The following is a 19,401-nucleotide window of genomic DNA, read 5'->3' on the forward strand; positions in this document are numbered from 1 at the left end:
CTCGCGCTGGGGCCGGGCGGGCGCCGCGCACCGGGGGCGGCGGGCGCGCACCGGGGCGGTCAGCGGACGGTGCGCCGGTGGTCAGCGCGTCCCGCGAGCCTCGGGGGCATGAACACCTCGACCCGCAAGTGGGGCACCTTCGCGATCTGCGCGCTGCTCGCCATCGTGCCGAACATCGACCTGACGGCGCTGAACCAGGCCGTCCCGCACCTGAGCGCCGACCTGCACCCCTCGGCGACGCAGATCCTCTGGATCGCCGACGCCTACGGGTTCGCGCTGGCCGGCCTGCTGATCACCATGGGCGGCGTCGGCGACCGGATCGGCCACAAGCGGCTGCTGATGATCGGGACCGCGCTGTTCGCCGCCACGTCCGCCGCGACGGCGTACGCGCCGAGCGCCGAGCTGCTGATCGCGGCGCGGGCGCTGCTCGGCGTCGCGGGGGCGACGCTGATGCCGTCCTGCCTGTCGCTGATCCGCCGGGTGTTCACCGACCCGAAGGAGCGGACGATGGCGGTCGGCATGTTCAGCGGCGTCGCGGGCCTCGCCGTCGGGCTCGGGCCGGTGATCGGTGGCGCGCTGCTCGACTCCTTCTGGTGGGGCTCGGTCTTCCTGATCAACGTGCCGATCATGGTCGTGGCGCTGGTCGCGGGGGCGGTCGTGCTGCCGGAGTCGCGGGAGCCCGTCCCCGGCCGGCTGGACCTGCCGAGCGTGCCGCTGTCGGCCGCCGGCGTCCTCGGCCTCGTCTACGCGGTGAAGGAGGCGGCCGCGCACGGGCCGGACGAGCCGCGCGTCGCGGTGTCCGCGCTGATCGGCGCCGCCGCGCTCGCCGCGTTCCTCGTCCGGCAGGCGCGGGCGGCGCACCCGCTGATCGACCTGCGGCTGTTCCGGAACGCCGCGTTCAGCGGGTCGGTCGGCACCAACATGTTCGCGATGTTCGCGCTCGTCGCCCAGTCGCTGATCTTCTCGCTGTTCTTCCAGCTCGCGCTCGGCTGGTCGCCGCTGCGGTCCGGGCTCGCGGGGCTGCCCGGCGCGCTCGGCGCGATGGTCGGCGGCGCCGCGCTCGCCCCGCCGCTGATCTCCGCGCTCGGCCGCGCCCGCACCGTCGCGATCGGCCTGGTCGTGTCCGCCGCCGCGTTCTCGCTGTTCCTCACGATCGGCCTGCACACCTCGTACTGGACGATCCTCCCCGTGATCCTCATGTCCGGCGTCGGGATGGGGATGGCGATGACGGTCACCGCGGACACGGTCCTCGCGTCCGTCCCGAAGAACCGCTCGGGCGCCGCGTCCGCGATCTCCGAGACCGCGACCGAGCTGGGCGGCGCCCTCGGCATGGCGGTCCTCGGCAGCGTCCTGAACGCCGTGTACCGCGACACCCTGGACCTGCCCGCGTCCGTGCCCGCCCTGGCCGCGTCCGCCGCCCGCGACTCCCTCGCCGGCGCCGTCCAGGCCGCGTCCGCCCTCCCCGCTCGCGCCGCCGCCGAGCTCACCGCCGCCGCCCGCGCCGCGTTCGTGGACGGCATGCACGCCGCCCTCCTGTGCAGCGCCGCCCTGGCCGCGCTCGTCGCCGCCTTCGCCCTGGCGACCCTCCGCAACGTCCCGAAGGTGATCGAAGACCCGACCCCCGCCCCCGAACACCCCACCCCCATCCCCTAACCCCAGCCCCTGCCCCGGCCCCCCGCCGCCAACGGGGGGCCGGATCTTTCCGGCATATGCTCCCTTCGTGGATTTGTCGGTGATCACCGAAGACGCCGTGCTGGCCGCCATCGCGGAATGCGACGCTCTCGGACGCGACGCGTTCCTTCGCACCTACGGCTTCGACCCCGCCCGCGAGTACGTGCTCATCCACGACGGCGTCTACTACGACTCGAAGGCGGTCGTCGGCGTCGCCTACCGCTACGTCGCGGGCCGTCCGCTCCGCGCCCGCGAGTTCTCGGGCGGACGGCAGACGGTGGCGCGCCTGCTGGAGCGGCTCGGCTTCGAAGTGGCCGTGAACCCCGGAGCGCCTCGGCTGGTCGCGCGGCTGCGACAGCTCAGGACCGCGTCGACGCCAGACGGGCCGGCACGGCATCAGCCTCTTCTCCTCCTCTGGGCCATGGGACGGGCGCGCCGGCGCCTCCCCCGGCTCGTCCACTGGTCGCAGGCGCGGATCGAGCTCGGGGAGCTGCTGCGCGTCCACGGCCGTCCGGCCTCCCGGCCCCGTGCCGACTACCCGTTCCTGGCCCTCGCCGGCACCCACCTCTGGGAACTGCGGGGGCACACCGGGCCGGTGCCGGCCGCCCACGGCGACGCGGCCCCGCTGCGCTGGCTCGACGAGCACGATCCGGCCGGCGGCCTCACGGCGTGGGCCTACGAGCTGGTCGCCGGCTCGGCGACCGCGCGCGACGCCGCCGTCGCCGTCCTGCTCGACCGCTTCTTCGATCCCGAGGAGACCGCGCGGCTCCTGCGTGACGTGCATCTGGCCGAGCCCTCGGACGGGGAGCACGCCGACACCGAGCCGGCGGAGACCTACCGCCGGCTCGTCGAGGCCGTCGAGGAAGGCGAGCGACGGGGCGACGACCGCCGCGTCACGCGGACGTCCCGGGAGAGCCCGGTGCGGTCCGCGCAGGCCCGCCGCGCCGTCCTCGTCCGCTCCGATGGCCGCTGCGAGAACCCGGGCTGCGAGGGCCAGCCCACCGACGTCGCGGACGACGGTTCCGCGCTCCTTGAGGTCGACCACGTCGACGACCGCGCCGGCGGGGGCCGCGACCACCCGGTCCTCATGATCGCCCTCTGCCCGAACTGCCACGCGGTCAAGACGCGGGGCCGCTCCCGCGAGGCGCTCCGCGAGATCCTGCGCGCCGAGGCGCGCCAGCGGCACAGCGCCTGGGCCGAACTGTGGCCCGCGCCACCGGCACCGGCCTGACCGCAAGGCGAGCCCGGACGAGGCCGCGCCGCGGCTCCGGGTGTGGACGGTGCGGCGCCCCAAGGCGTATCTCTGGATCGGAACCGAGGTCCAGTCGGGGAGGCGACCATGCCCCGGGCAGACGGTACCGAGAGCGGGCGTCCGTGGCCGTCCGGAACGTTCCTCAGCAGGCTCCCGCGCGAGAGCAGGACGCGGTTGCTCCGCCTCGGGCAGCTGAGGTCCTTCCCGGCCCAGCACACGCTGGTGCGGCAAGGCGATCCGGGCGGGTCGGTCTGGCTGCTGCTCGATGCGCTGGTGAAGGTGAGCGCGCGGGTCGAGAACGGGAGCCAGGCCCTTCTCGCCCTGCGCGTGGGCGGCGACCTGGTCGGCGAGATGGCCGTCCTCGACGGGGCTCCGCGGTCCGCGACGGTGACCGGGTGCGGCCGGATGACGGTGAGCCAGATACGGGGCGCGGCGTTCGTCCGCTTCCTCCAGGAGCACCCGCCCGCCGCCATGGCGCTGTCGCAGATGGCGGTCGAGCGCCTGCGCTGGTCGAACCAGCGGCGGCTGGACTTCGCGGGCTACGAGACGTCCCGCTGCCTCGCCCGGGTACTGCTGGCCCTCGCCGAGCGCCACGGCCGTCCGGTGGCGCGGGGACTCGACCTCGGCGTCCCGATCACGCAGGCGGAGCTCGGCGGGCTGATCGGGGCCAAGGAGAACACCGTCCACCGGGCGCTGCGCGAGCTGACGGACCTGGGCCTCGTCGGCACGCCCGGCCGGAGGCGGGTCATCATCGAGGACCCGGCACGGCTCGCGGCGTATGCCGACCTCACCCCCGCCGCCGCGCCCACATTGTCCCGGCATTTGTCGTGAACCCGGATTAATCAGCCTTCGCGCGCACGGTCCCGGCGGACGCTGGCCTCCCATCGCACCGATCCGCGGAGGCATGATGAACGACCGGCCGGTCGCCGAGTACCGGGTCCTGCTCACCGTCGACATCGAGGACTACAGCAGCCGCAGCGACGCGGAGCAGCGCGCGCTCCAGAGCGTCCTGAGCGAGTCCGTCGACCGGGCCGCCGACGCGGCGCGGCTCCGGCGGCAGGAGTGGCTGAGGCAGATGGGCGGCGACGGGTTCTACGCCGTACTGCCGCCGAACACGGACGTCACGCGGCTCATGGACACCTTCGTGCGCGAGCTGGACGCGGAGCTCGGCATGCACAACCGCAGGCGCGCGGGCGACCACTGGAGCAGGCTGCGCCTGCGTCTCGCCGTGCACGCCGGGCCGATCCACATCGACGGGGCAACGGGCTGGCCGGGGCACCACGTCGTCCAGCCCGCCCGGCTCCGGGACTCCGATCCCGTGCGCGCCGCCATGCACGCCGTTCCGGCGGCGGACATCGCGGTCATCGTCTCGTCAGAGGTGTACCGCGACTACATCGTCCAGGGGCCGGGTGAGCCTCGTCCGTCCGACTTCCGCCAGGTGCACGTGGCGGTCAAGAAGCAGGCGTACGAGGCGTACCTCTACCTGCCCGGCCACGACATCCACGAGGTGGCATCGCTCGCCGGCCACCAGGCGGGTGCTCAGGCTCCGCCGGCGGATCCGGGTGCGCAGGACACTTCGGGGGGCACCGACCTGCGGGTGGCTCCGGAGACGGAAGCCGGGCACCGCCCATCACCCTCGGCCGGGCGCGACTTCATCGGCCACCAGACCACCAAGGTCACCGACTCGGGCACGATGAACATCGCGCACGGTGACATGTCCTTTGGCTCGGAGCGCCCCAGCGGACGGCAACGATGAGCTCCGGCGCCCCCGAACCTCCCGTGGCGAACGGCGATCAGCCACCCGAGAACACTCCCGCCGCACCAAGCGACGGCGGTTCGGAAACGGGCCGCGCGAACGCCGCCGGCGCCCAGCAACCCGCCGAGTCGCGGACCACCGGCGCGGCCGCTGAAACCGCGCCCAGCACCTCTCGCACACCGGCGGACGGAGCAGGAGCGCACAAGAGCGACGAGAAGCCGGAGCAGCCTGACAAGGCAGCCGGGAAGGGCGGAGCCGGTCCTGGCGCGGATCACCGGCGACGATCCCGCGAGCAGCGCGACGAGCGTTCCTTCCAGGAGCGCGTCGCGGCGGCCGAGCGAGAGAAGCGCCAGCGCACGGACAGCCTGCGCTCACTCCAAGAGGGTGGTCTGGGCGCGCGTGCAGGACGGGACTGGATCGGCACCATGTCGACCAAGGTCTCAGGCGGTTCCCTCCATTACGCCTTCGGCGACATGCACTTCCATCAAGTGGGCGTGAAGCGACGCGGCGTCCGTGTCGACCACATGCCGGCGGCAGCCGCCGAACGGCTCGGCCAGGACCGGATCGCTTCGATTCCCTCGCTGGCGGAGCTTCGGCGGGCGGTAGAGCACAAGTCATTGATCCTCGTCCGAGGCGCCGACGGCACGGGCCGCCTGACCGCCGCCCTGGTCGCCCTGCTGGGCTGGAGCGGCCTGGGCGGTGCGGCCGGACACGACGGCGAGTCGGCCGTCGGCGTCGTCCGCATCGACGGACCACCCGGCCTGATCGACGAAGCGGAGCTGCGTCCCCGCCACGGGTACGTGCTCGACGTCGGCGAGCACGACTGGAACGCGCACCTGGAGAACGAACTCGGCCACCTGACGAACCTGGCCACCAGGACGCGCTGCCGTCTCATCCTTCTCGTGCCGGAGCACCGGCCGCCACCGCCCGGCCCTGTGGTCGAGCACCGGCCTCCGTCCACAGTGGAGGTGTTCGAGCGCTGGCTCACCCAGGAGGCGGACGAGTACGGGATCACGCCCGACATCAGCCCCACGGCGCTCAGGACGGTCACCGACTGGCTCGCCGACGAGAGTTCACCCAGCAAGGCGGTCGAACACGCCTACCGCCTGGTGAGCGGCCTGGCAGAGGGGCGGACGGCCGACGAGGTGCTCGCCGACCTGCCCGACCACGTCCGGGAGGACGTCTGCACGCGGCTGTCCGAGCGCCGTCCCATCCTCGGCCGCTGCTTCATGGCGAGCGTGGCCGTCCTGCACGGCCTGCCCGAGGCGACCGTGTCGAAGGCGGCGCTCGATCTCGCGAGACGGATCGACGAGACGTGGAAGCGCGAAGAGGGCAAGCGCCCGCTGCCGACCTGGGAGCACCTCAATACATGGCTCGAGTATGCGGGAGCCACGACCCGCCAAGCTCGGGAACCGGGCGGCGGGCGCTTCGTGGAGCTGCGCCAGCGCGCACGGGCGACAACGACGCTGCGCGTTCTCTGGGAGGAGCAGCCGACGATCCGCGAGCCGCTGAAGGACTGGCTGTTCGAGCTGGGTGAAGACGATTCGATCGAGGTCTCGGTCAAGGCCGCGCACGCGGTTGGGCTGCTCGCCACCCTCGACTTCGAGGTGGTGGGCCGGTGGTTCCTGCGGCCATGGTGCAAATCCCGGCGGCTCAAGGACCAGCGGCTGGCCGCCTGGGCCCTGGAGGTCGCCGCCCAGGATCCGGCCTTGGAGGAGCGTGTCCGACGCCACCTGGACCACTTGTCCCACGGCACCCTCGGTGAGTGCGCCGTGGCGATCCGCACGTTCGGCTCCCGGATCGGCGTGCGGGAGCCCGAACAGGCCTTGGCCGTGTTCGAGACGGCCTCGCGACGGCTGAATCTGTCGATCGGCGAGGCCATCGCCGACGCGGTCTCCTACCTGTACACCCCGGCCACGGCGGAGATGATCATCGCCCGGCTGGCCCGGTGGGCCATGAGCGAGCACGGAGGCAGCCGTTACGCCGCGGCCGTGGCCTTCCTCCGTCTCGTCGCCGCGCCCTCGCGCCCATGGCGGATGGTCTCCCCTTCGACGCCGGAACAGCGGGGAGCCCTCGTCGACCGGCTCGTGCTGCTGTGGGCGAACGCGCTGACACTCCAGCTGGTCGAGCCGTCGTCCGATCGTCCGAGGCCCGCGGTGCCCGACGCCTGGCCCGTCTTCTCGGACTGGATGGCCGAGTACGACGACGAACTCGCCCTGCGACCGATCTTCGAGGGCGTCCTGCGAGGAAGCGAGCCGGAGTGGGAACGGTTGAGGGCCGCGTTCCGGCTGCACGCCAGGCTCCTCCTGCACCGCGGATCCATCACCTCCGAACTGCACGCCAGGCTTGTGCGCCTCACGGCCGGCCTGGGTTCGCCAGGAAGCTGAGAACGATGTGGATGATCAAATACCAGAACGTCGAGCCCGCCTCCGCCCCGACCGCGGATCTCAAGATCGAAGGCTTCCAGGTGCCCGCGCAAGGCGACGCGTACGACTTCGACGTCACCGCCTACTGCACGCGGACCGTCTCCCCGAGACCGCGAGTCACCATCCGGAGAGGCACGGACGGCGAGCTTGAGGAGCTGCTGGAGACGGTTCGCACCACCGTACGGCAGGTCGCCCGTCTCCACTCCGTCTTCCACGCGGGCGAGGCCGAGGATGCGATCAACCGTGAGTTGGAGTTCCGCCTCGGTGGCACCCTCTCCAAGGAGCCCCGGGCCGTCCGGGACTGGCGGGTACGCGTCGAGGTCACGCCTCCCGACGCCGTACGGGAGGCGATGCGCAAGCAGCTGCTCGAACGCCACGCGATCGAGGCGCAGGCAGAAGCCGACGTGCTGCGCATGAGGAAGACCGACGAGTTGCGGCTCCTCTGGCAGCGTTTCCTGGACGAAGCCGCCGCCAATCCGACGGCCCGGCACGCGGTCCGGCTCACCGAGACCAGCAACGTGATCGCCGAAACGCTCAACGACATCCAGACCGAGCGGCGCGAGGGCGCCGAGAATCTGCTCGAACTCGTCAACAGCATCGCCGACGCCCACCAGGCCGCGGACATCCTCGGGCTCGTGGTGAACAGCGAGACCGTCCTCCGCAAGACCCTGGAGATGATGGGCGTTGAGCTTCCGCCGCTGAACGCCGACCTGCTGCTCGTCGCCTCCGACGGCTCTTGACCCTCCGGCTCCCACCGCCTCCCTTTCACATCGGGCTAGGAAAAGTGATATCACTTTGATAGGTTCGTGATGTCGGAGGAGGACGCATGGGTGACGGGACGGCGGCGGCGGTGGAGATGCCTCGGCCGCAGATCGTGGAGCGGGCGGCGCGGGATGCCGGTGGGTGGCCGATGCTGGGGCTGGCGGTCGTGCTGGTGCTGGCGGGGGCCGGGGTGGCGGTGGCCGGGGCGGCGGCGGGCGGCGGGGTCGCGGTGGCGGGGATCGCCGCCGGGGTGCTGGTCGCGGTGGCCGGGCTGGTGCTGGCGGCGGGGCTGACGCCGGTCGCGCCGAACGAGGCGCGGGTGCTCCAGGTGCTCGGGCGGTACGCGGGGACGGTCCGGACGGACGGGCTGCGGTGGGTGAACCCGATCACCGACCGGCGGCGGGTGTCGACGCGGATCCGCAACCACGAGACGGGGATCGCGAAGGTCAACGACCTGGACGGGAACCCGATCGAGATCTCGGCGGTGGTCGTGTGGCAGGTGCGGGACACGGCCAGGGCGGTGTTCGAGGTCGACGACTTCGTGGAGTTCGTGGCGTTCCAGACGGAGGCGGCCGTGCGGCACATCGCGGGCAGCTTCCCCTACGACGCCGACGACCGGATCTCGCTGCGGGACAACGCGGACGAGATCACGGCGCGGATGTCGGAGGAGCTGGCGCTGCGGGTGGCCTCGGCCGGTGTGGAGATCATCGAGTCGCGGATCACGCGGCTGGCGTACGCTCCGGAGATCGCGCAGGCGATGCTGCGGCGGCAGCAGGCGGGCGCGGTGGTGGCGGCGCGACAGCGGATCGTGGAGGGCGCGGTCGGGATGGTGCAGCTGGCGCTGGAGCGGCTGGACGAGCAGGACGTGGTCGACCTGGACGAGGAGCGCAAGGCGGCGATGGTGAGCAACCTGCTGGTGGTGCTGTGCGCCGACCGGGACGCGCAGCCGGTGGTCAACACCGGCACTCTCTACCAGTGACCCGTGGCGACCGAGCGCAAGAAGATCCTGCTGCGCCTCGACCCGGCCGTGCACGACGCGCTGGCCCGGTGGGCCGGGGACGAGCTGCGCAGCACCAACGCCCAGATCGAGTTCCTGCTGCGGCAGGCGCTCGCCGAGGCGGGCCGCATGCCCTCCTCGGCGGGGCGGATGCGGAGACCGGGGCGGCCCGCGCGGGCGGACCCGTCCGCCGCGGACGGCGGGCCTGCCCCTGACGAGAGCGAGGACTAGCCATGGTGGACATTCCCGAATCGCTGCCGGCGCGGATGTTCCTGCTGGCGTACGACCTGCGGAAGCAGCGGATGGCCAAGGGCGGCTCGCGGCTGGGGTACGTCCTGCGGGGTGCCGCCTTAACGGAGCTGTACCTGGACGGACGGCTGAGCGAGGACGGACGACGGCCCGCGCCGGGGACGCCGGGCGACGATCCGTACGGGCTGCTGGCGGAGATCGCGGGCTCGCGGCCGCGGTCGTGGCAGCACTGGATCCGCAAGGGCAGCCGCGCGTTCGTCGCGACGGTCCGGGACGAGCTGGAGCGGGACGGGTGGATCCGGGTGCGGCGGCACCGGGTGCTGGGGCTGTTCCCGTCGTACCAGGTGACCGTCAAGGATCCGCGGGTGGTGAAGGAGCTGTGGGGCGGGGCGTCGCAGGCGCTGCGGGGGCGTCCGGTGGCGCACGTGAACAGCTATGACGCGGCGGCGGTGGCGCTCGCGGCGGCCGGTGAGCTGACGACGGTGCTGCCGCGCGCGGACCGGCGGCGGTACAAGCGGCGGATCGAGGAGCTGACCGCACGGTCGGGGCCGGCGGCGCCCGCGGTGCGGAAGGTGATCAGCGCGGAGAACGCGGCGGCGGCGAGCGCCGTCTGACGCGGCGCCGCGCGGCATAGGCGGCGCCGCGCGGTCTGACGCGCCGCCGGCGGCGGGTGGGGCGCGGGGCCCGGCCCGCCGCCGGCGGCGCGGTGGTCACTCGACGACCAGCTCCACGGGGATGTTGCCGCGGGTGGCGTTCGAGTAGGGGCAGACCTGGTGGGCCTTCTCGACGAGCTCGCGGCCGTTCTCCAGGTCGTCGGGCAGCTCGACGCGCAGGACGACGCTGAGGCCGAAGCCGTTCTCCACGTCGCCGCCGATGCCGACCTCGGCGGTGACGGAGACGTCGCGGACGTCCTGCTTGGTGGCGCGGGCGACGGCGCCGAGGGCGCTGGCGAAGCAGGCGGCGTATCCGGCGGCGAAGAGCTGCTCGGGGTTGGTGCCGTCGCCGCTGCCGCCCATCTCGCGGGGGACGGCGAGGGGCAGGTCGAGGCGTTTGTCGGAGCTGACGGCGCGGCCGTCGCGCCCGTTGGCGGTGGCGACGGCGGTGTAGTGGACGTCCATGGCGAGCTCCCTCGGTCGTGATCAGTTGTGCACAATCTAATTGTGCTCCACACATCATAGGCAATGGAGATGGTCTACAACTTCCCAGGGTCCGATGTTGTAACGGGGCGGCACCGCGCCGCCGGGCGCGCGGCCCATAGCCTGCTCGGACATGGACCCCGAACGCGTGATCTACCCCTTGATGAAGTACGTCCTGCTGGGCCCGGCGATGCGGGTGGCGTTCCTGCCCCACGTGAGCGGCCTGGAGAACGTGCCGCGGACCGGGCCGGTGATCCTCGCGGCCAACCACCTCGCGTTCCTGGACTCGTTCGTGGTGCCGCTGATGGTGCCGCGGCGGGTGCGCTTCCTCGGCAAGCACGAGTACTTCACCGGGACCGGGGTGCGGGGCCGGGCGACGGCCACGTTCTTCCTCGGCGTCGGCGCGATCGCGGTCGACCGGTCCGGGGGGCGGGCGGCGCTGGACGCGCTCGACACCTCGGCGCGGGTGCTGGAGGAGGGCGGCGTGTTCGCCATCCATCCCGAGGGCACCCGCTCGCCGGACGGGCGCCTGTACCGCGGCCGGACGGGCGTCGCGCGGCTCGCGATGCGCACGGGCGCCCCGGTGGTGCCGATGGCGATCGCTGGGACGGACCGGGTGCAGCCGCGCGGCCGGGCCGTCCCGCGGCCGGGGCGGATCGCGCTGACCATCGGCGCGCCCATGGACTTCCGGGGCCGGGACGAGGGGACGCCGCGCGGCCGGGCGGCGCGCGAGGTCACGGACGAGATCATGGAGGCGATCCGGAAGCTGTCCGGGCAGGAGTACGTCGACGCCTACGCGCCCCGTCCCGACGACCCGTCCTGACGCCCCGTCCCGACGGCAGCGGGGGAAAACCGGTCGTGGGACGGCGGTGTCCCTCGGTAGCGTCCCGTCCATGGACGAGCAGCGCGGGCGCTTCCTCAACGTCGTCGATGTGGAGGCGACCTGCTGGGCCGACAAGCACGAGGCCGCGGGACAGCCCCACGAGATCATCGAGATCGGCCTGTGCGTGGTCGATCTGGAGGCGGGCGAGCGGACCGAGCGGCGGCGCGTGCTCGTCCGCCCGGAGCGGTCGAAGGTGAGCGCGTTCTGCACCGACCTGACCGGGCTCACGCAGGAGGAGGTGGACGGCGGCGTCCCGTTCCACGAGGCGTGCGCCGTGCTGGAGCGGGAGCACCGCTCGCACTCGCGGGCGTGGGCGAGCTGGGGCGACTACGACCGCAGGCAGTTCGAGCGGCAGTGCGCGGCGACCGGGACCCGGTACCCGTTCGGGCGGCGGCACACGAACGCGAAGATCGCCTACTCCGCGGCGCACGGGATCCGCCGCCGGCTCGGCATGGCGGGCGCGCTCGAACACTCCGGGTTCCCGCTGGAAGGGCGGCACCACAGCGGGGTGGACGACGCGTGGAACATCGGGGCCCTCGTCCTCGACATCGTCCGGCGGAACGCCTGGCCGGAGGTTTGATCCGGCTCCACCGGGCACGAGTCGGGGGGACACGAGGACGGAGTGAACGTGGAGATCAGCTTGGACCTCCTGTTGCCGCGCGACTCGGCGAGCGTCCCGGCGACACGGAAGATCTTGGACGCCTCACTGCAGGTGCTGGGAGTGGACGAACAGATCCGTGGTGACATCGAGCTGATGCTGACCGAGGCGTGCACGAACGTGCTGCGGCACGCCGCCCGCGGCGACGGGTACACCGTGCGGGCCACCATCCAGGACCGGCGGTGCGTGATCAAGGTCATCGACGCGGGCACGGGCTTCGACGCGTCGTCGGTGCCCGACGCCGACCCGAACGCCGAGCACGGCCGCGGCCTGACGATCATGCGGAGCCTGGCGGACGACGTCCGGTTCCGGTCCTTCCCCGAGGACGGCGCGCTCGTGGCGCTGGAGAAGAACCTGCGCTACGGCGAGAACAGCCTGGGCGGCATGCTCGCGGACGCCGAGACGCCCAACGCGAGCAGGAGGACGCGCCTGATGAGCGAGGCCGACCCCGAGCTCCAGGCGTTCGCCGGGCGGCTGTTCGAGGCGGCGCGGGCGGGGCGGACGGACGAGCTCGTCGGCCATGTGCGGGCGGGCGTCCCGGTCAACCTGTCCGACGACAAGGGCGACACGCTGCTGATGCTCGCCGCGTGCCACGGCCATCCGGAGACGGTGCGGGCGCTCGCGGCGCACGGCGCCGACCCGGAGCGGGCGAACGACCGCGACCGGCGGCCCCTGGCGGCGGCGGTGGCGAAGAAGGAGCCGGAGGTGGTCCGGGCGCTGCTGGACGCGGGCGCCGACCCGCTGGCCGGCTCGCCGTCCGCCGCCGAGATGGCGCGGACGTTCGGGCAGAGCGAGTTCCTCGAATGGTTCGAGGAGGCGGCGCCCTCGTCCGCCGCACCGCAGCCGTGAGCCGGGCGGACGCCGCGTCCGAGCGAACGGACGCGGCGTCCGCGCCGGTCAGCGCCGGGCGCGCGGGAGCAGCAGGGCGGCCAGGGACGCCGCCACCGCGAAGACCGCGCCGGTCGTGAACGCGCCGTCCATGCCTCGCAGGAGGTCGGTGCCGGACGGCCCGAAGTCGGCGGTGGCGAGCATCACGGCGGGGCCGAGCGCGGCACCCGACCACAGCGTGGTCTGCGCGACGCCCGCGGCGGCGCCCGAGTGCGCGGGGTCCACGCTGCCGAGGATCGTGGCGTTGATCGGGAGGATGGACATGCCGCCGCCCGCGCCCATGAGCATGAACGGGCCGAGGACGCCCGCGGCGAAGCCGTCGTCCGGGGACAGCCGGGTCAGCCAGAGCAGCCCGGCGGCGACGAGCAGCGTCCCCACCGCGATCAGCGGGCGGGCGCCGACTCGGGGCAGCACCCGCGGCACGGTCCGGACCAGCGTGAACTGGAGCCCCACCATCGGCAGGAAGGCCGCGCCCGCCCGCAGCGGCCCGTACCCGAGGACCTGCTGGAGGTACTGCGTGAGGAAGAAGAACGCCCCGAACATCGCCGCGACCAGCAGCGCGAGGCTCAGCAGGGACGCGACGCGGGGGCGGCCGGTGAGCAGCCACAGCGGCATGACCGGCTGCCGGGCGCGCCGCTCGACCGCGAGGAACGCGGCGATCAGCACGGCGCCGGCGGCGAACGCGGCGCCGGCCCGGCCGTCCGACCAGCCGTCCGACGCGGCCCTGATCAGCCCGTACACGAGCGCGGTCATGCCGAGCGTGGCGGTGAGCGCGCCCGCGGCGTCGAAGCGGCCGGGGCGCCGGTCGGTCTCGGCGAGGACGCGCGGCGCGAGCAGCGCGAGGGCGACGCCGACGGGCACGTTGACGAAGAACACGAGCCGCCAGGACGACGCCTCGGTGAGCAGGCCGCCGGCGAGCATGCCGATCGCGCCGCCCGCGCCGCTCACCGCGGAGTAGACGCTCAGCGCGCGGACCCGGGCCTGCCCCGCGAAGCTCGTCGCGATCAGCGACATCGCGCTGGGCGCGGCGACCGCCGCCGCGACGCCCTGCGCGGTGCGGGCGGCGAGCAGGAACCAGCCCGCGGTGGCGAGGCCGGCGGCGAGGGACGCGGCGGTGAACCCGGCGACGCCGGCGACGAAGGCGCGGCGGCGGCCGAAGACGTCCCCGGCCCGGCCGCCGAGCAGCAGCAGCCCGCCGAACGCGAGCATGTAGGAGTTCTGGATCCAGGCGAGCCCGCCGGTGGACATCCCGAGCCCGTCCCGGACCTGCGGGAGCGCGATGGTGACCACGGAGGTGTCGAGCGCGATCATGAGCTGGCAGCCCACGATGACGGCGAGCACGATTCCTGGACGATGATGGGGGTGCGGCGCGGCGGCCGGAGGAGGGGCGATCTCCTCGGGCGCGGCCGTCCGCCGGGGGGAAGCGGTCATGGCGACCTTCCGGAACGGAAATTTAAGGAACGGCGAAGTACACTATGTGGGGAACGTATCACCGATCCGCTCGCGAGGGAACGCTTGCGTTCACTATTTTCGGAGCGGACCGGCCGGACGGGAGCGCGCGGTGACCAAGGAACCGCAGGGCACGGGCACGCGGGAGACCGGCGCGCCGGGCACGCGGCGCCGCGGCGGCGCCCTGGAGGCCGCGATCTACGAGGCGGTCTTCGCGCAGCTCGAAACCGTCGGCTACCGGGGCCTGACGATGGAGGGCGTCGCGGCGGCCGCGCGCACCGGCAAGGCCGCGCTGTACCGGCGCTGGACGTCCAAGGACGCCCTCGTCACCGACGCCCTCAAGCACGTCCTGCCCGACTCGCCCGGCGAACCGTCCACGGGCAGCGTGCGCACGGACCTGCTGGAGACCCTCAAGGCCCTGCGCGACACGCTCATCGCCTGCCGCGGCGCCGCGTTCAAGGTCCTGAAGGAGGAGGCCGAGGACGGCAAGGGCCTGCTGCACGAGGTCATCCGGGAGCGGATCTCCGAGCCCGTCCGGGAGATGATGTACCGGTCGCTGGTGCAGGGCGCCGAGCGCGGCGAGGTGCGGCCCGGCGCGGTGACGCGGCGGATCGCGAACGTCGGCCCGGCGCTGATCGTGTACCACAACCTCACGGAGGGCGGCGAGATCCCCGACGACCACCTCGCCTCCGTCGTGGACGAGATCCTGATGCCGATCGTCCGCCCCTGACCCGCCGCGGACGCCCGCCCGGGCCGAAGGCGCGTCCGGTCTCAGGATGACGCGAAGCCTTGACGATGGTCGGGGTGCACGGCCGCCGATCGGCCATGCCGCCGCGCCGGCCGTCCCCGCGAGGGTGGTCGCATGATCTCAGCACGCCCGCTCGCCGCCCTGGCGGTCCTCCCCCTCGTCCTCGCCGCGTGCGGCACCGAAGCGTCCGCGGCCCGGACCTCCGCCGGGGCGCCGGCGCCCGCGCCCGCGACGCCCGCCGCGTCCGGGCGGCCCTCGGGGCTCGCCTCGTTCACCCTGCCGCGCCCGACCGGTCCGCAGGCCGTCGGCACGACCGAGTTGCACCTGGTCGACCACGCCCGCCGGGACCCGTGGGTGCCCGGGCGGGCCCGCGAGCTGATGGTGAGCGTCTGGTACCCGGCGGCGCGCTCGGGCACGTCCCCCTACCTGCGGCCCGGCGTCGCGAAGACGATCGCCGAGGGCACGGCGCTCGGCGTGGTCCCGCCCGGGACCGTCGACTGGGCGGGCGCCCGCACCCACGCGGCCGCGTCCGCGCCCGCCGACCCGCGGCGCGGCGCGCGGCCGGTCGTCCTGTACTCCCCCGGCTTCGGCCTCCCGCGCGCGCTCGGCACAACGATCGCCGAGGAACTGGTCAGCCGCGGCTACGTCGTCGTGACGATGGACCACACCTACGAGACGGCGCCCGTCGAGTTCCCCGGCGGGCGGGTCGAGAACCAGCGGCTTCCCGAGCAGGAGCCCGAGCGGATCAAGAAGGCCATCGAGACCCGCGTGCGGGACACCCGGTTCGTGCTCGACCGGCTCGCCGCGCTGCGAGGCGGCCGCAACCCCGACGCGGAGGGACGCGCCCTCCCCCGCGGCCTCGGCCGGACGCTGGACCTGTCGCGCGCCGGCATCGTCGGCCACTCGGCGGGCGGCATCCAGGCGGCCGAGGCGATGCGGGTCGACCGGCGGCTGGACGCGGGCATCGACATGGACGGCACCCTGGAGTATTCCGACGGGACGCTCGTCCCCGTCGCCGCAACGGGGCTCGACCGGCCGTTCATGCTGATGGGCGCCGCGACCGGCGGCACCCCGCAGACGCACCGGACGAGCCGGTCCTGGGGCTCGCTGTGGGAGCACTCGACCGGCTGGAAGCGCGACCTGAACGTGCCCGCGGCGATGCACTACTCCTACACCGACGCCCAGACCGTCCTGCCCGAGCTGGACGAGCGGATCGACATCCCGGCGGAGCGGCGCGCCGAGCTGATCGGCACCGTGGACCCGGGGCGGATGACGGCGGCGGTACGCGCCTACGTCACGGCGTTCTTCGACCGGGCCCTGCTGGGCCGGCAGCGTCCCATCCTGGACGGGCCCTCACCCCGGCACCCCGACGTGCGGTTCATCTCCTGACGCGGCCCGTCCGGTGGAGGAGGCGGCCCGCGGTCAGAGGGTGAGCTCGTCCGCGCGGGCCGTCTCCTCCACGGTGACGCGGGCGCGCGGGTACGGGGTGCCGATGCCGTTCTCGCGGAACGCCCGGTGCAGGCGCTTCACGAACTCGTGCTTGATGCGGAACTGGTCGCCGAACTCCGACGTCCGCAGGATCGCGGTGAAGTTGATCGACGAGTCGGCGAAGGTGTGGAAGCGGACGAGGACCTCCGCGTCCGCCACACCGCCCTGGACCTCCGCCATCACCTCCTCGCCGACCTCGATGACGACCTTCTCCACCCGGTCCAGGTCGGCGTCGTAGGGCGCCCGCGCCTGGATGAGCAGGGACATGTCCTGCGCGGGCCGGTGGTAGTTGGTGAGGATCGTGTCGGAGAACCGGGCGTTCGGGATGACCTCGATGTTGTCCGACAGCGTGCGGATGGAGGTGTTGCGCCAGTTGATGTCGACGACGTACCCCTCCTGCCCGCTGCTCAGCTTGATGTAGTCGCCGGGCTCGATCGTCTTGGACGCGAGGACGTGCACGCCCGCGAACAGGTTGGCGAGGGTGTCCTGGAGCGCCAGCGCGACCGCGAGGCCGCCGACGCCCAGGGCGCCGAGCAGCGGCGTGATCGACACCCCGAGGCTCTGGAGCATCACGAGGACGCCGACGCCGAGCACAACGACCCGCGTGATGTTCGCGAAGATCGTCACGTTGGCGGCCACGCCCTGGCGGGCCAGCGCGATCGAGGTCACCGAGCCCGCGATGAGCCGCGCCAGCGCGAGCGACACGACGAGGATCGTCAGCGCGCTGAGGACCTTGGAGACGATGTCGACCGTGCGGTCCGGCGGGTTCAGGATCTCGACCGCGATCCACGCCCCGCCCAGCACCGCGATCGGCACCGCCAGGTCCCGGACCAGGCGGGCCGCGAGGTCGTCCCAGGCCCACCGGGTGTCCCCCGCCCGGCGGAACAGCCGGCCCGTCAGCAGCCGCAGCACGACCGCGAGCGCCACCGCGACCGCCATCACGGCCGCCGCGGCGATGACCAGCGTCCAGTCCGGGTTCTGCATGAGCCGCACGCTCAGGTCATGCACGGCGCATCCTCCGCTCCCGCGACTCGGGCATGACGTGGATCTCTCCCTCCGCGGGCGGCCCTCGGCCGGCCCGTCCGGCAGCGCTCACCGGCGGTGCGCACATCACCACAGATGCGGCACCCGCCCCGATTCAGCCCCCGATCGTAGTGAACCGGATGAGCCCGCGAGACGCTTCGCGGACCACAATGCCCTTGCCCCCGGGTCCGCCCGGCCGGTCCCGGAAGGGCCGGGCCCCCGGTTCGGGCAGGCCGGGCCGCGGTTACGATCGATCAAGTGGTGAACGTGGGAATGATGCGCCGACTGGGGGTCTCGGCGCTGGGACTGCGGAACGGCCCCCACCGCGTCCTCGTCGAGAAGGACCTGGAGGTCCCGGCGCCCGGCGGGGTGACGCTGCTCGCCGACCGGTACGCGCCCGCGGACGTCGAGGGCGCCCCGACGGTGCTCGTCCGCTCCCCCTACGGCCGGCGCGGGCCCTTCGGGCTGATGTGCGGGCAGGCGTTCGCGTCGCAGGGGTTCCAGGCCGTGGTGCAGAGCGTCCGCGGCGGCTTCGGCTCCGGCGGGGTGTTCGAGGCGCTGGACGAGCGCGAGGACGGCCTCGCCACCATCGCCTGGCTCAAGGAGCAGCCCTGGTTCGGCGGCACCTTCGCCATGCACGGCCCGAGCTACCTCGGCTACGTGCAGTGGGCCGTCGCCGCCGAGGCCGGCCCCGAGCTGAAGGCGCTGTCGATGCAGGTCACCGCGTCCACCTTCCGGGACGCGGTGAACGTCGGCGGCACGTTCGCGCTGGAGTCGGCGCTGATCTGGGTGGACCTCACCGCCCGGATGAAGCACTCCCTGTCCGGCATCACCACGGGGATCATGTCGCCGCGCCGCGCCCGCCGGGCCGCGCTGTCGGGCCGCCCGCTCGCCGAGCTGGACCGGCTCGCGACCGGCGCGCAGCAGCGCTTCTTCCAGGAGCTCCTGGTCAACGGCCCCGACACGCCGTTCTGGGACAAGCGCGACTTCAGCCCGACCGTGTCGAAGGTCACCGCGCCCGTCAACATGACCGGCGGCTGGTACGACATCTTCCTGCCCTGGCAGCTCAAGGATTACGCGGCGCTGCGGGCCGCCGGGCGGCGCCCGTACCTGACGATCGGCCCCTGGTTCCACGCCGACCAGCGGATGATGCGCGGCTCGGTCGGCGAGTCGGTGGCGTGGTTCCGCGCGCACCTGCTGGACGACCCGTCCGAGCTGCGGGACCAGCCCGTCCGGCTGTTCGTGACGGGCGCGGAGGAGTGGCGCGAGTTCCCCGACTGGCCCGTCCCCGGGATGCGGGAGGAGCGCTGGCACCTCCAGCCGGACGGCGCCCTGTCCCCCGGCGAGCCGCCGGAGTCCGCGCCCGACACCTACCGGTACGACCCCGAGCACCCGACGCCGTTCCTCGGCGGGCCGACCCTGCTCGGCGAGACCCACCCGTCCACCGACCAGCGGCGGCTGGAGCGGCGGCGGGACGTGCTCACCTACACCTCCGCCGTCCTGGACGAGGACATGGAGATCATCGGGCCGGTCGCCGCCGACCTGCACGTCCGCTCGAACCGGGAGCACACCGACTTCGTCGTCCGGCTCTGCGACGTCACGCCCGACGGGGAGTCGCTGAACCTGTGCGAGGGCATGCGGCGGCTCGTCCCGGGCAGCCCGGAGGCCGGCGAGGACGGCGTCCGGCGCGTCGCCCTGGAGCTGTGGCCGGCCGGTCACCGGTTCAGGCGCGGGCACCGGGTCCGCGTGCAGGTCGCGTCCGGCGCCTACCCGCGGGTCGCCCGCAACCCCGGCACCGGCGCGCCGATCGGCACCGCGACGGAGATGCTCACGGCCGACCAGGAGATCTTCCACGCGCCCGGCCGGGCCTCGGCGATCGTCCTGCCGCTCGTCCCGCTCGCGACGGGCGCCCCGACCGCCCCCGCCGACCCCGCCGAGCGCTAGGCGACGGGCGCCCGGCGGGCCGCTAGGTCGTCCGCCGTGCCGGCGGGGCGCTGGTAGCCGCGCGTCCGGCG

The 19,401-nt window shown here is 73.6% G+C and carries 18 protein-coding genes; 15 read left to right on the forward strand and 3 right to left on the reverse strand.

All coding sequences use genetic code 11. The features are described 5' to 3' along the window. From E1300_RS26280 to E1300_RS26320, 9 genes are all read left to right on the forward strand, one after another. Window positions 1-1,653, forward strand: a 1,653-nt coding sequence (locus tag E1300_RS26280) for an MFS transporter (RefSeq protein ID WP_306440674.1), incomplete at its 5' end; no start/stop codon positions are given. Window positions 1,654-1,720: 67 nt separating this feature from the next. Next, a complete protein-coding gene (locus E1300_RS26285; protein WP_131759747.1) occupies window positions 1,721-2,902 on the forward strand; it encodes an HNH endonuclease signature motif containing protein in 1,182 nt (393 codons plus the stop codon). A gap of 108 nt (window positions 2,903-3,010) precedes the next feature. After that, window positions 3,011-3,754, forward strand: coding sequence for a Crp/Fnr family transcriptional regulator (locus tag E1300_RS26290; RefSeq protein ID WP_131759748.1), 744 nt, complete (start codon window positions 3,011-3,013; stop codon window positions 3,752-3,754). A gap of 76 nt (window positions 3,755-3,830) precedes the next feature. Next, entirely contained in the window at window positions 3,831-4,679 is an 849-nt protein-coding gene (locus E1300_RS26295; RefSeq protein WP_131759749.1) for a hypothetical protein, read from the forward strand. Window positions 4,680-4,702: 23 nt separating this feature from the next. Continuing rightward, the gene (locus tag E1300_RS26300; RefSeq protein ID WP_207399961.1) at window positions 4,703-7,066 is read left to right on the forward strand and encodes a hypothetical protein; all 2,364 of its coding nucleotides are present in this window, start codon (window positions 4,703-4,705) and stop codon (window positions 7,064-7,066) included. Between the two features lie 5 nt (window positions 7,067-7,071). Next, window positions 7,072-7,845 (forward strand): hypothetical protein, encoded by a 774-nt coding sequence (locus tag E1300_RS26305; protein WP_131759751.1) that lies wholly within the window; start codon window positions 7,072-7,074, stop codon window positions 7,843-7,845. A gap of 86 nt (window positions 7,846-7,931) precedes the next feature. After that, complete coding sequence (locus tag E1300_RS26310) at window positions 7,932-8,846, forward strand: SPFH domain-containing protein (RefSeq protein WP_131759752.1); 915 nt, start codon at window positions 7,932-7,934, stop codon at window positions 8,844-8,846. 3 nt (window positions 8,847-8,849) lie between these two features. Continuing rightward, window positions 8,850-9,095, forward strand: coding sequence for a type II toxin-antitoxin system antitoxin (locus E1300_RS26315; protein ID WP_131759753.1), 246 nt, complete (start codon window positions 8,850-8,852; stop codon window positions 9,093-9,095). Window positions 9,096-9,097: 2 nt separating this feature from the next. Beyond that, window positions 9,098-9,727 (forward strand): GOLPH3/VPS74 family protein, encoded by a 630-nt coding sequence (locus E1300_RS26320; protein WP_131759754.1) that lies wholly within the window; start codon window positions 9,098-9,100, stop codon window positions 9,725-9,727. Between the two features lie 96 nt (window positions 9,728-9,823). On the opposite strand, the gene E1300_RS26325 is transcribed toward E1300_RS26320, so the two are convergent. Continuing rightward, complete coding sequence (locus tag E1300_RS26325; RefSeq protein ID WP_131759755.1) at window positions 9,824-10,231, reverse strand: organic hydroperoxide resistance protein; 408 nt, start codon at window positions 10,229-10,231, stop codon at window positions 9,824-9,826. Between the two features lie 151 nt (window positions 10,232-10,382). Here E1300_RS26325 and E1300_RS26330 point away from each other — a divergent pair, with 151 nt between their 5' ends. The 3 genes from E1300_RS26330 (at window position 10,383) to E1300_RS53730 (ending at window position 12,639) form a co-directional block, all read left to right on the forward strand. Then, window positions 10,383-11,072: a lysophospholipid acyltransferase family protein gene (locus E1300_RS26330; RefSeq protein ID WP_131759756.1), complete on the forward strand. Its 690-nt coding sequence runs from the start codon at window positions 10,383-10,385 to the stop codon at window positions 11,070-11,072. A 70-nt stretch (window positions 11,073-11,142) separates the two neighbouring features. Then, the gene (locus E1300_RS26335) at window positions 11,143-11,712 is read left to right on the forward strand and encodes a 3'-5' exonuclease (RefSeq protein WP_131759757.1); all 570 of its coding nucleotides are present in this window, start codon (window positions 11,143-11,145) and stop codon (window positions 11,710-11,712) included. Between the two features lie 48 nt (window positions 11,713-11,760). After that, complete coding sequence (locus E1300_RS53730; RefSeq protein ID WP_306440675.1) at window positions 11,761-12,639, forward strand: ATP-binding protein; 879 nt, start codon at window positions 11,761-11,763, stop codon at window positions 12,637-12,639. 48 nt (window positions 12,640-12,687) lie between these two features. Here the strand turns inward: E1300_RS53730 and E1300_RS26350 are convergent, their stop codons facing one another. Continuing rightward, the gene (locus E1300_RS26350; RefSeq protein WP_242619407.1) at window positions 12,688-14,109 is read right to left on the reverse strand and encodes an MFS transporter; all 1,422 of its coding nucleotides are present in this window, start codon (window positions 14,107-14,109) and stop codon (window positions 12,688-12,690) included. 130 nt (window positions 14,110-14,239) lie between these two features. Between E1300_RS26350 and E1300_RS26355 the strand changes: the two genes are divergently transcribed. Continuing rightward, window positions 14,240-14,857 carry a TetR-like C-terminal domain-containing protein gene (locus E1300_RS26355; RefSeq protein ID WP_207399962.1) on the forward strand — a complete coding sequence of 206 codons (618 nt, stop codon included), beginning with the start codon at window positions 14,240-14,242 and terminating at the stop codon, window positions 14,855-14,857. A gap of 132 nt (window positions 14,858-14,989) precedes the next feature. Continuing rightward, entirely contained in the window at window positions 14,990-16,264 is a 1,275-nt protein-coding gene (locus E1300_RS26360) for an alpha/beta hydrolase family protein (protein WP_165503004.1), read from the forward strand. A 33-nt stretch (window positions 16,265-16,297) separates the two neighbouring features. Here E1300_RS26360 and E1300_RS26365 read toward each other — a convergent pair whose 3' ends face one another. Beyond that, window positions 16,298-17,371 (reverse strand): mechanosensitive ion channel family protein, encoded by a 1,074-nt coding sequence (locus E1300_RS26365; RefSeq protein ID WP_242619408.1) that lies wholly within the window; start codon window positions 17,369-17,371, stop codon window positions 16,298-16,300. A 273-nt stretch (window positions 17,372-17,644) separates the two neighbouring features. Between E1300_RS26365 and E1300_RS26370 the strand changes: the two genes are divergently transcribed. Then, complete coding sequence (locus E1300_RS26370) at window positions 17,645-19,330, forward strand: CocE/NonD family hydrolase (protein WP_306440676.1); 1,686 nt, start codon at window positions 17,645-17,647, stop codon at window positions 19,328-19,330. Window positions 19,331-19,401 lie beyond the last annotated feature (71 nt).

This window comes from Actinomadura fibrosa (assembly GCF_900659615.1).
Lineage (GTDB): Bacteria > Actinomycetota > Actinomycetes > Streptosporangiales > Streptosporangiaceae > Spirillospora > Spirillospora fibrosa.

Bases quoted from the DNA above. Each gene is read 5' to 3' on its own strand.
- E1300_RS26290 (WP_131759748.1), top strand. From the start codon at position 3,011: ATGCCCCGGGCAGACGGTACCGAGAGCGGGCGTCCGTGGCCGTCCGGA.
- E1300_RS26295 (WP_131759749.1), top strand. From the start codon at position 3,831: ATGAACGACCGGCCGGTCGCCGAGTACCGGGTCCTGCTCACCGTCGAC.
- E1300_RS26305 (WP_131759751.1), top strand. From the start codon at position 7,072: ATGTGGATGATCAAATACCAGAACGTCGAGCCCGCCTCCGCCCCGACC.
- E1300_RS26310 (WP_131759752.1), top strand. From the start codon at position 7,932: ATGGGTGACGGGACGGCGGCGGCGGTGGAGATGCCTCGGCCGCAGATC.
- E1300_RS26320 (WP_131759754.1), top strand. From the start codon at position 9,098: ATGGTGGACATTCCCGAATCGCTGCCGGCGCGGATGTTCCTGCTGGCG.
- E1300_RS26325 (WP_131759755.1), bottom strand. From the start codon at position 10,231: ATGGACGTCCACTACACCGCCGTCGCCACCGCCAACGGGCGCGACGGC.
- E1300_RS26330 (WP_131759756.1), top strand. From the start codon at position 10,383: ATGGACCCCGAACGCGTGATCTACCCCTTGATGAAGTACGTCCTGCTG.
- E1300_RS26335 (WP_131759757.1), top strand. From the start codon at position 11,143: ATGGACGAGCAGCGCGGGCGCTTCCTCAACGTCGTCGATGTGGAGGCG.
- E1300_RS26350 (WP_242619407.1), bottom strand. From the start codon at position 14,109: ATGACCGCTTCCCCCCGGCGGACGGCCGCGCCCGAGGAGATCGCCCCT.
- E1300_RS26360 (WP_165503004.1), top strand. From the start codon at position 14,990: ATGATCTCAGCACGCCCGCTCGCCGCCCTGGCGGTCCTCCCCCTCGTC.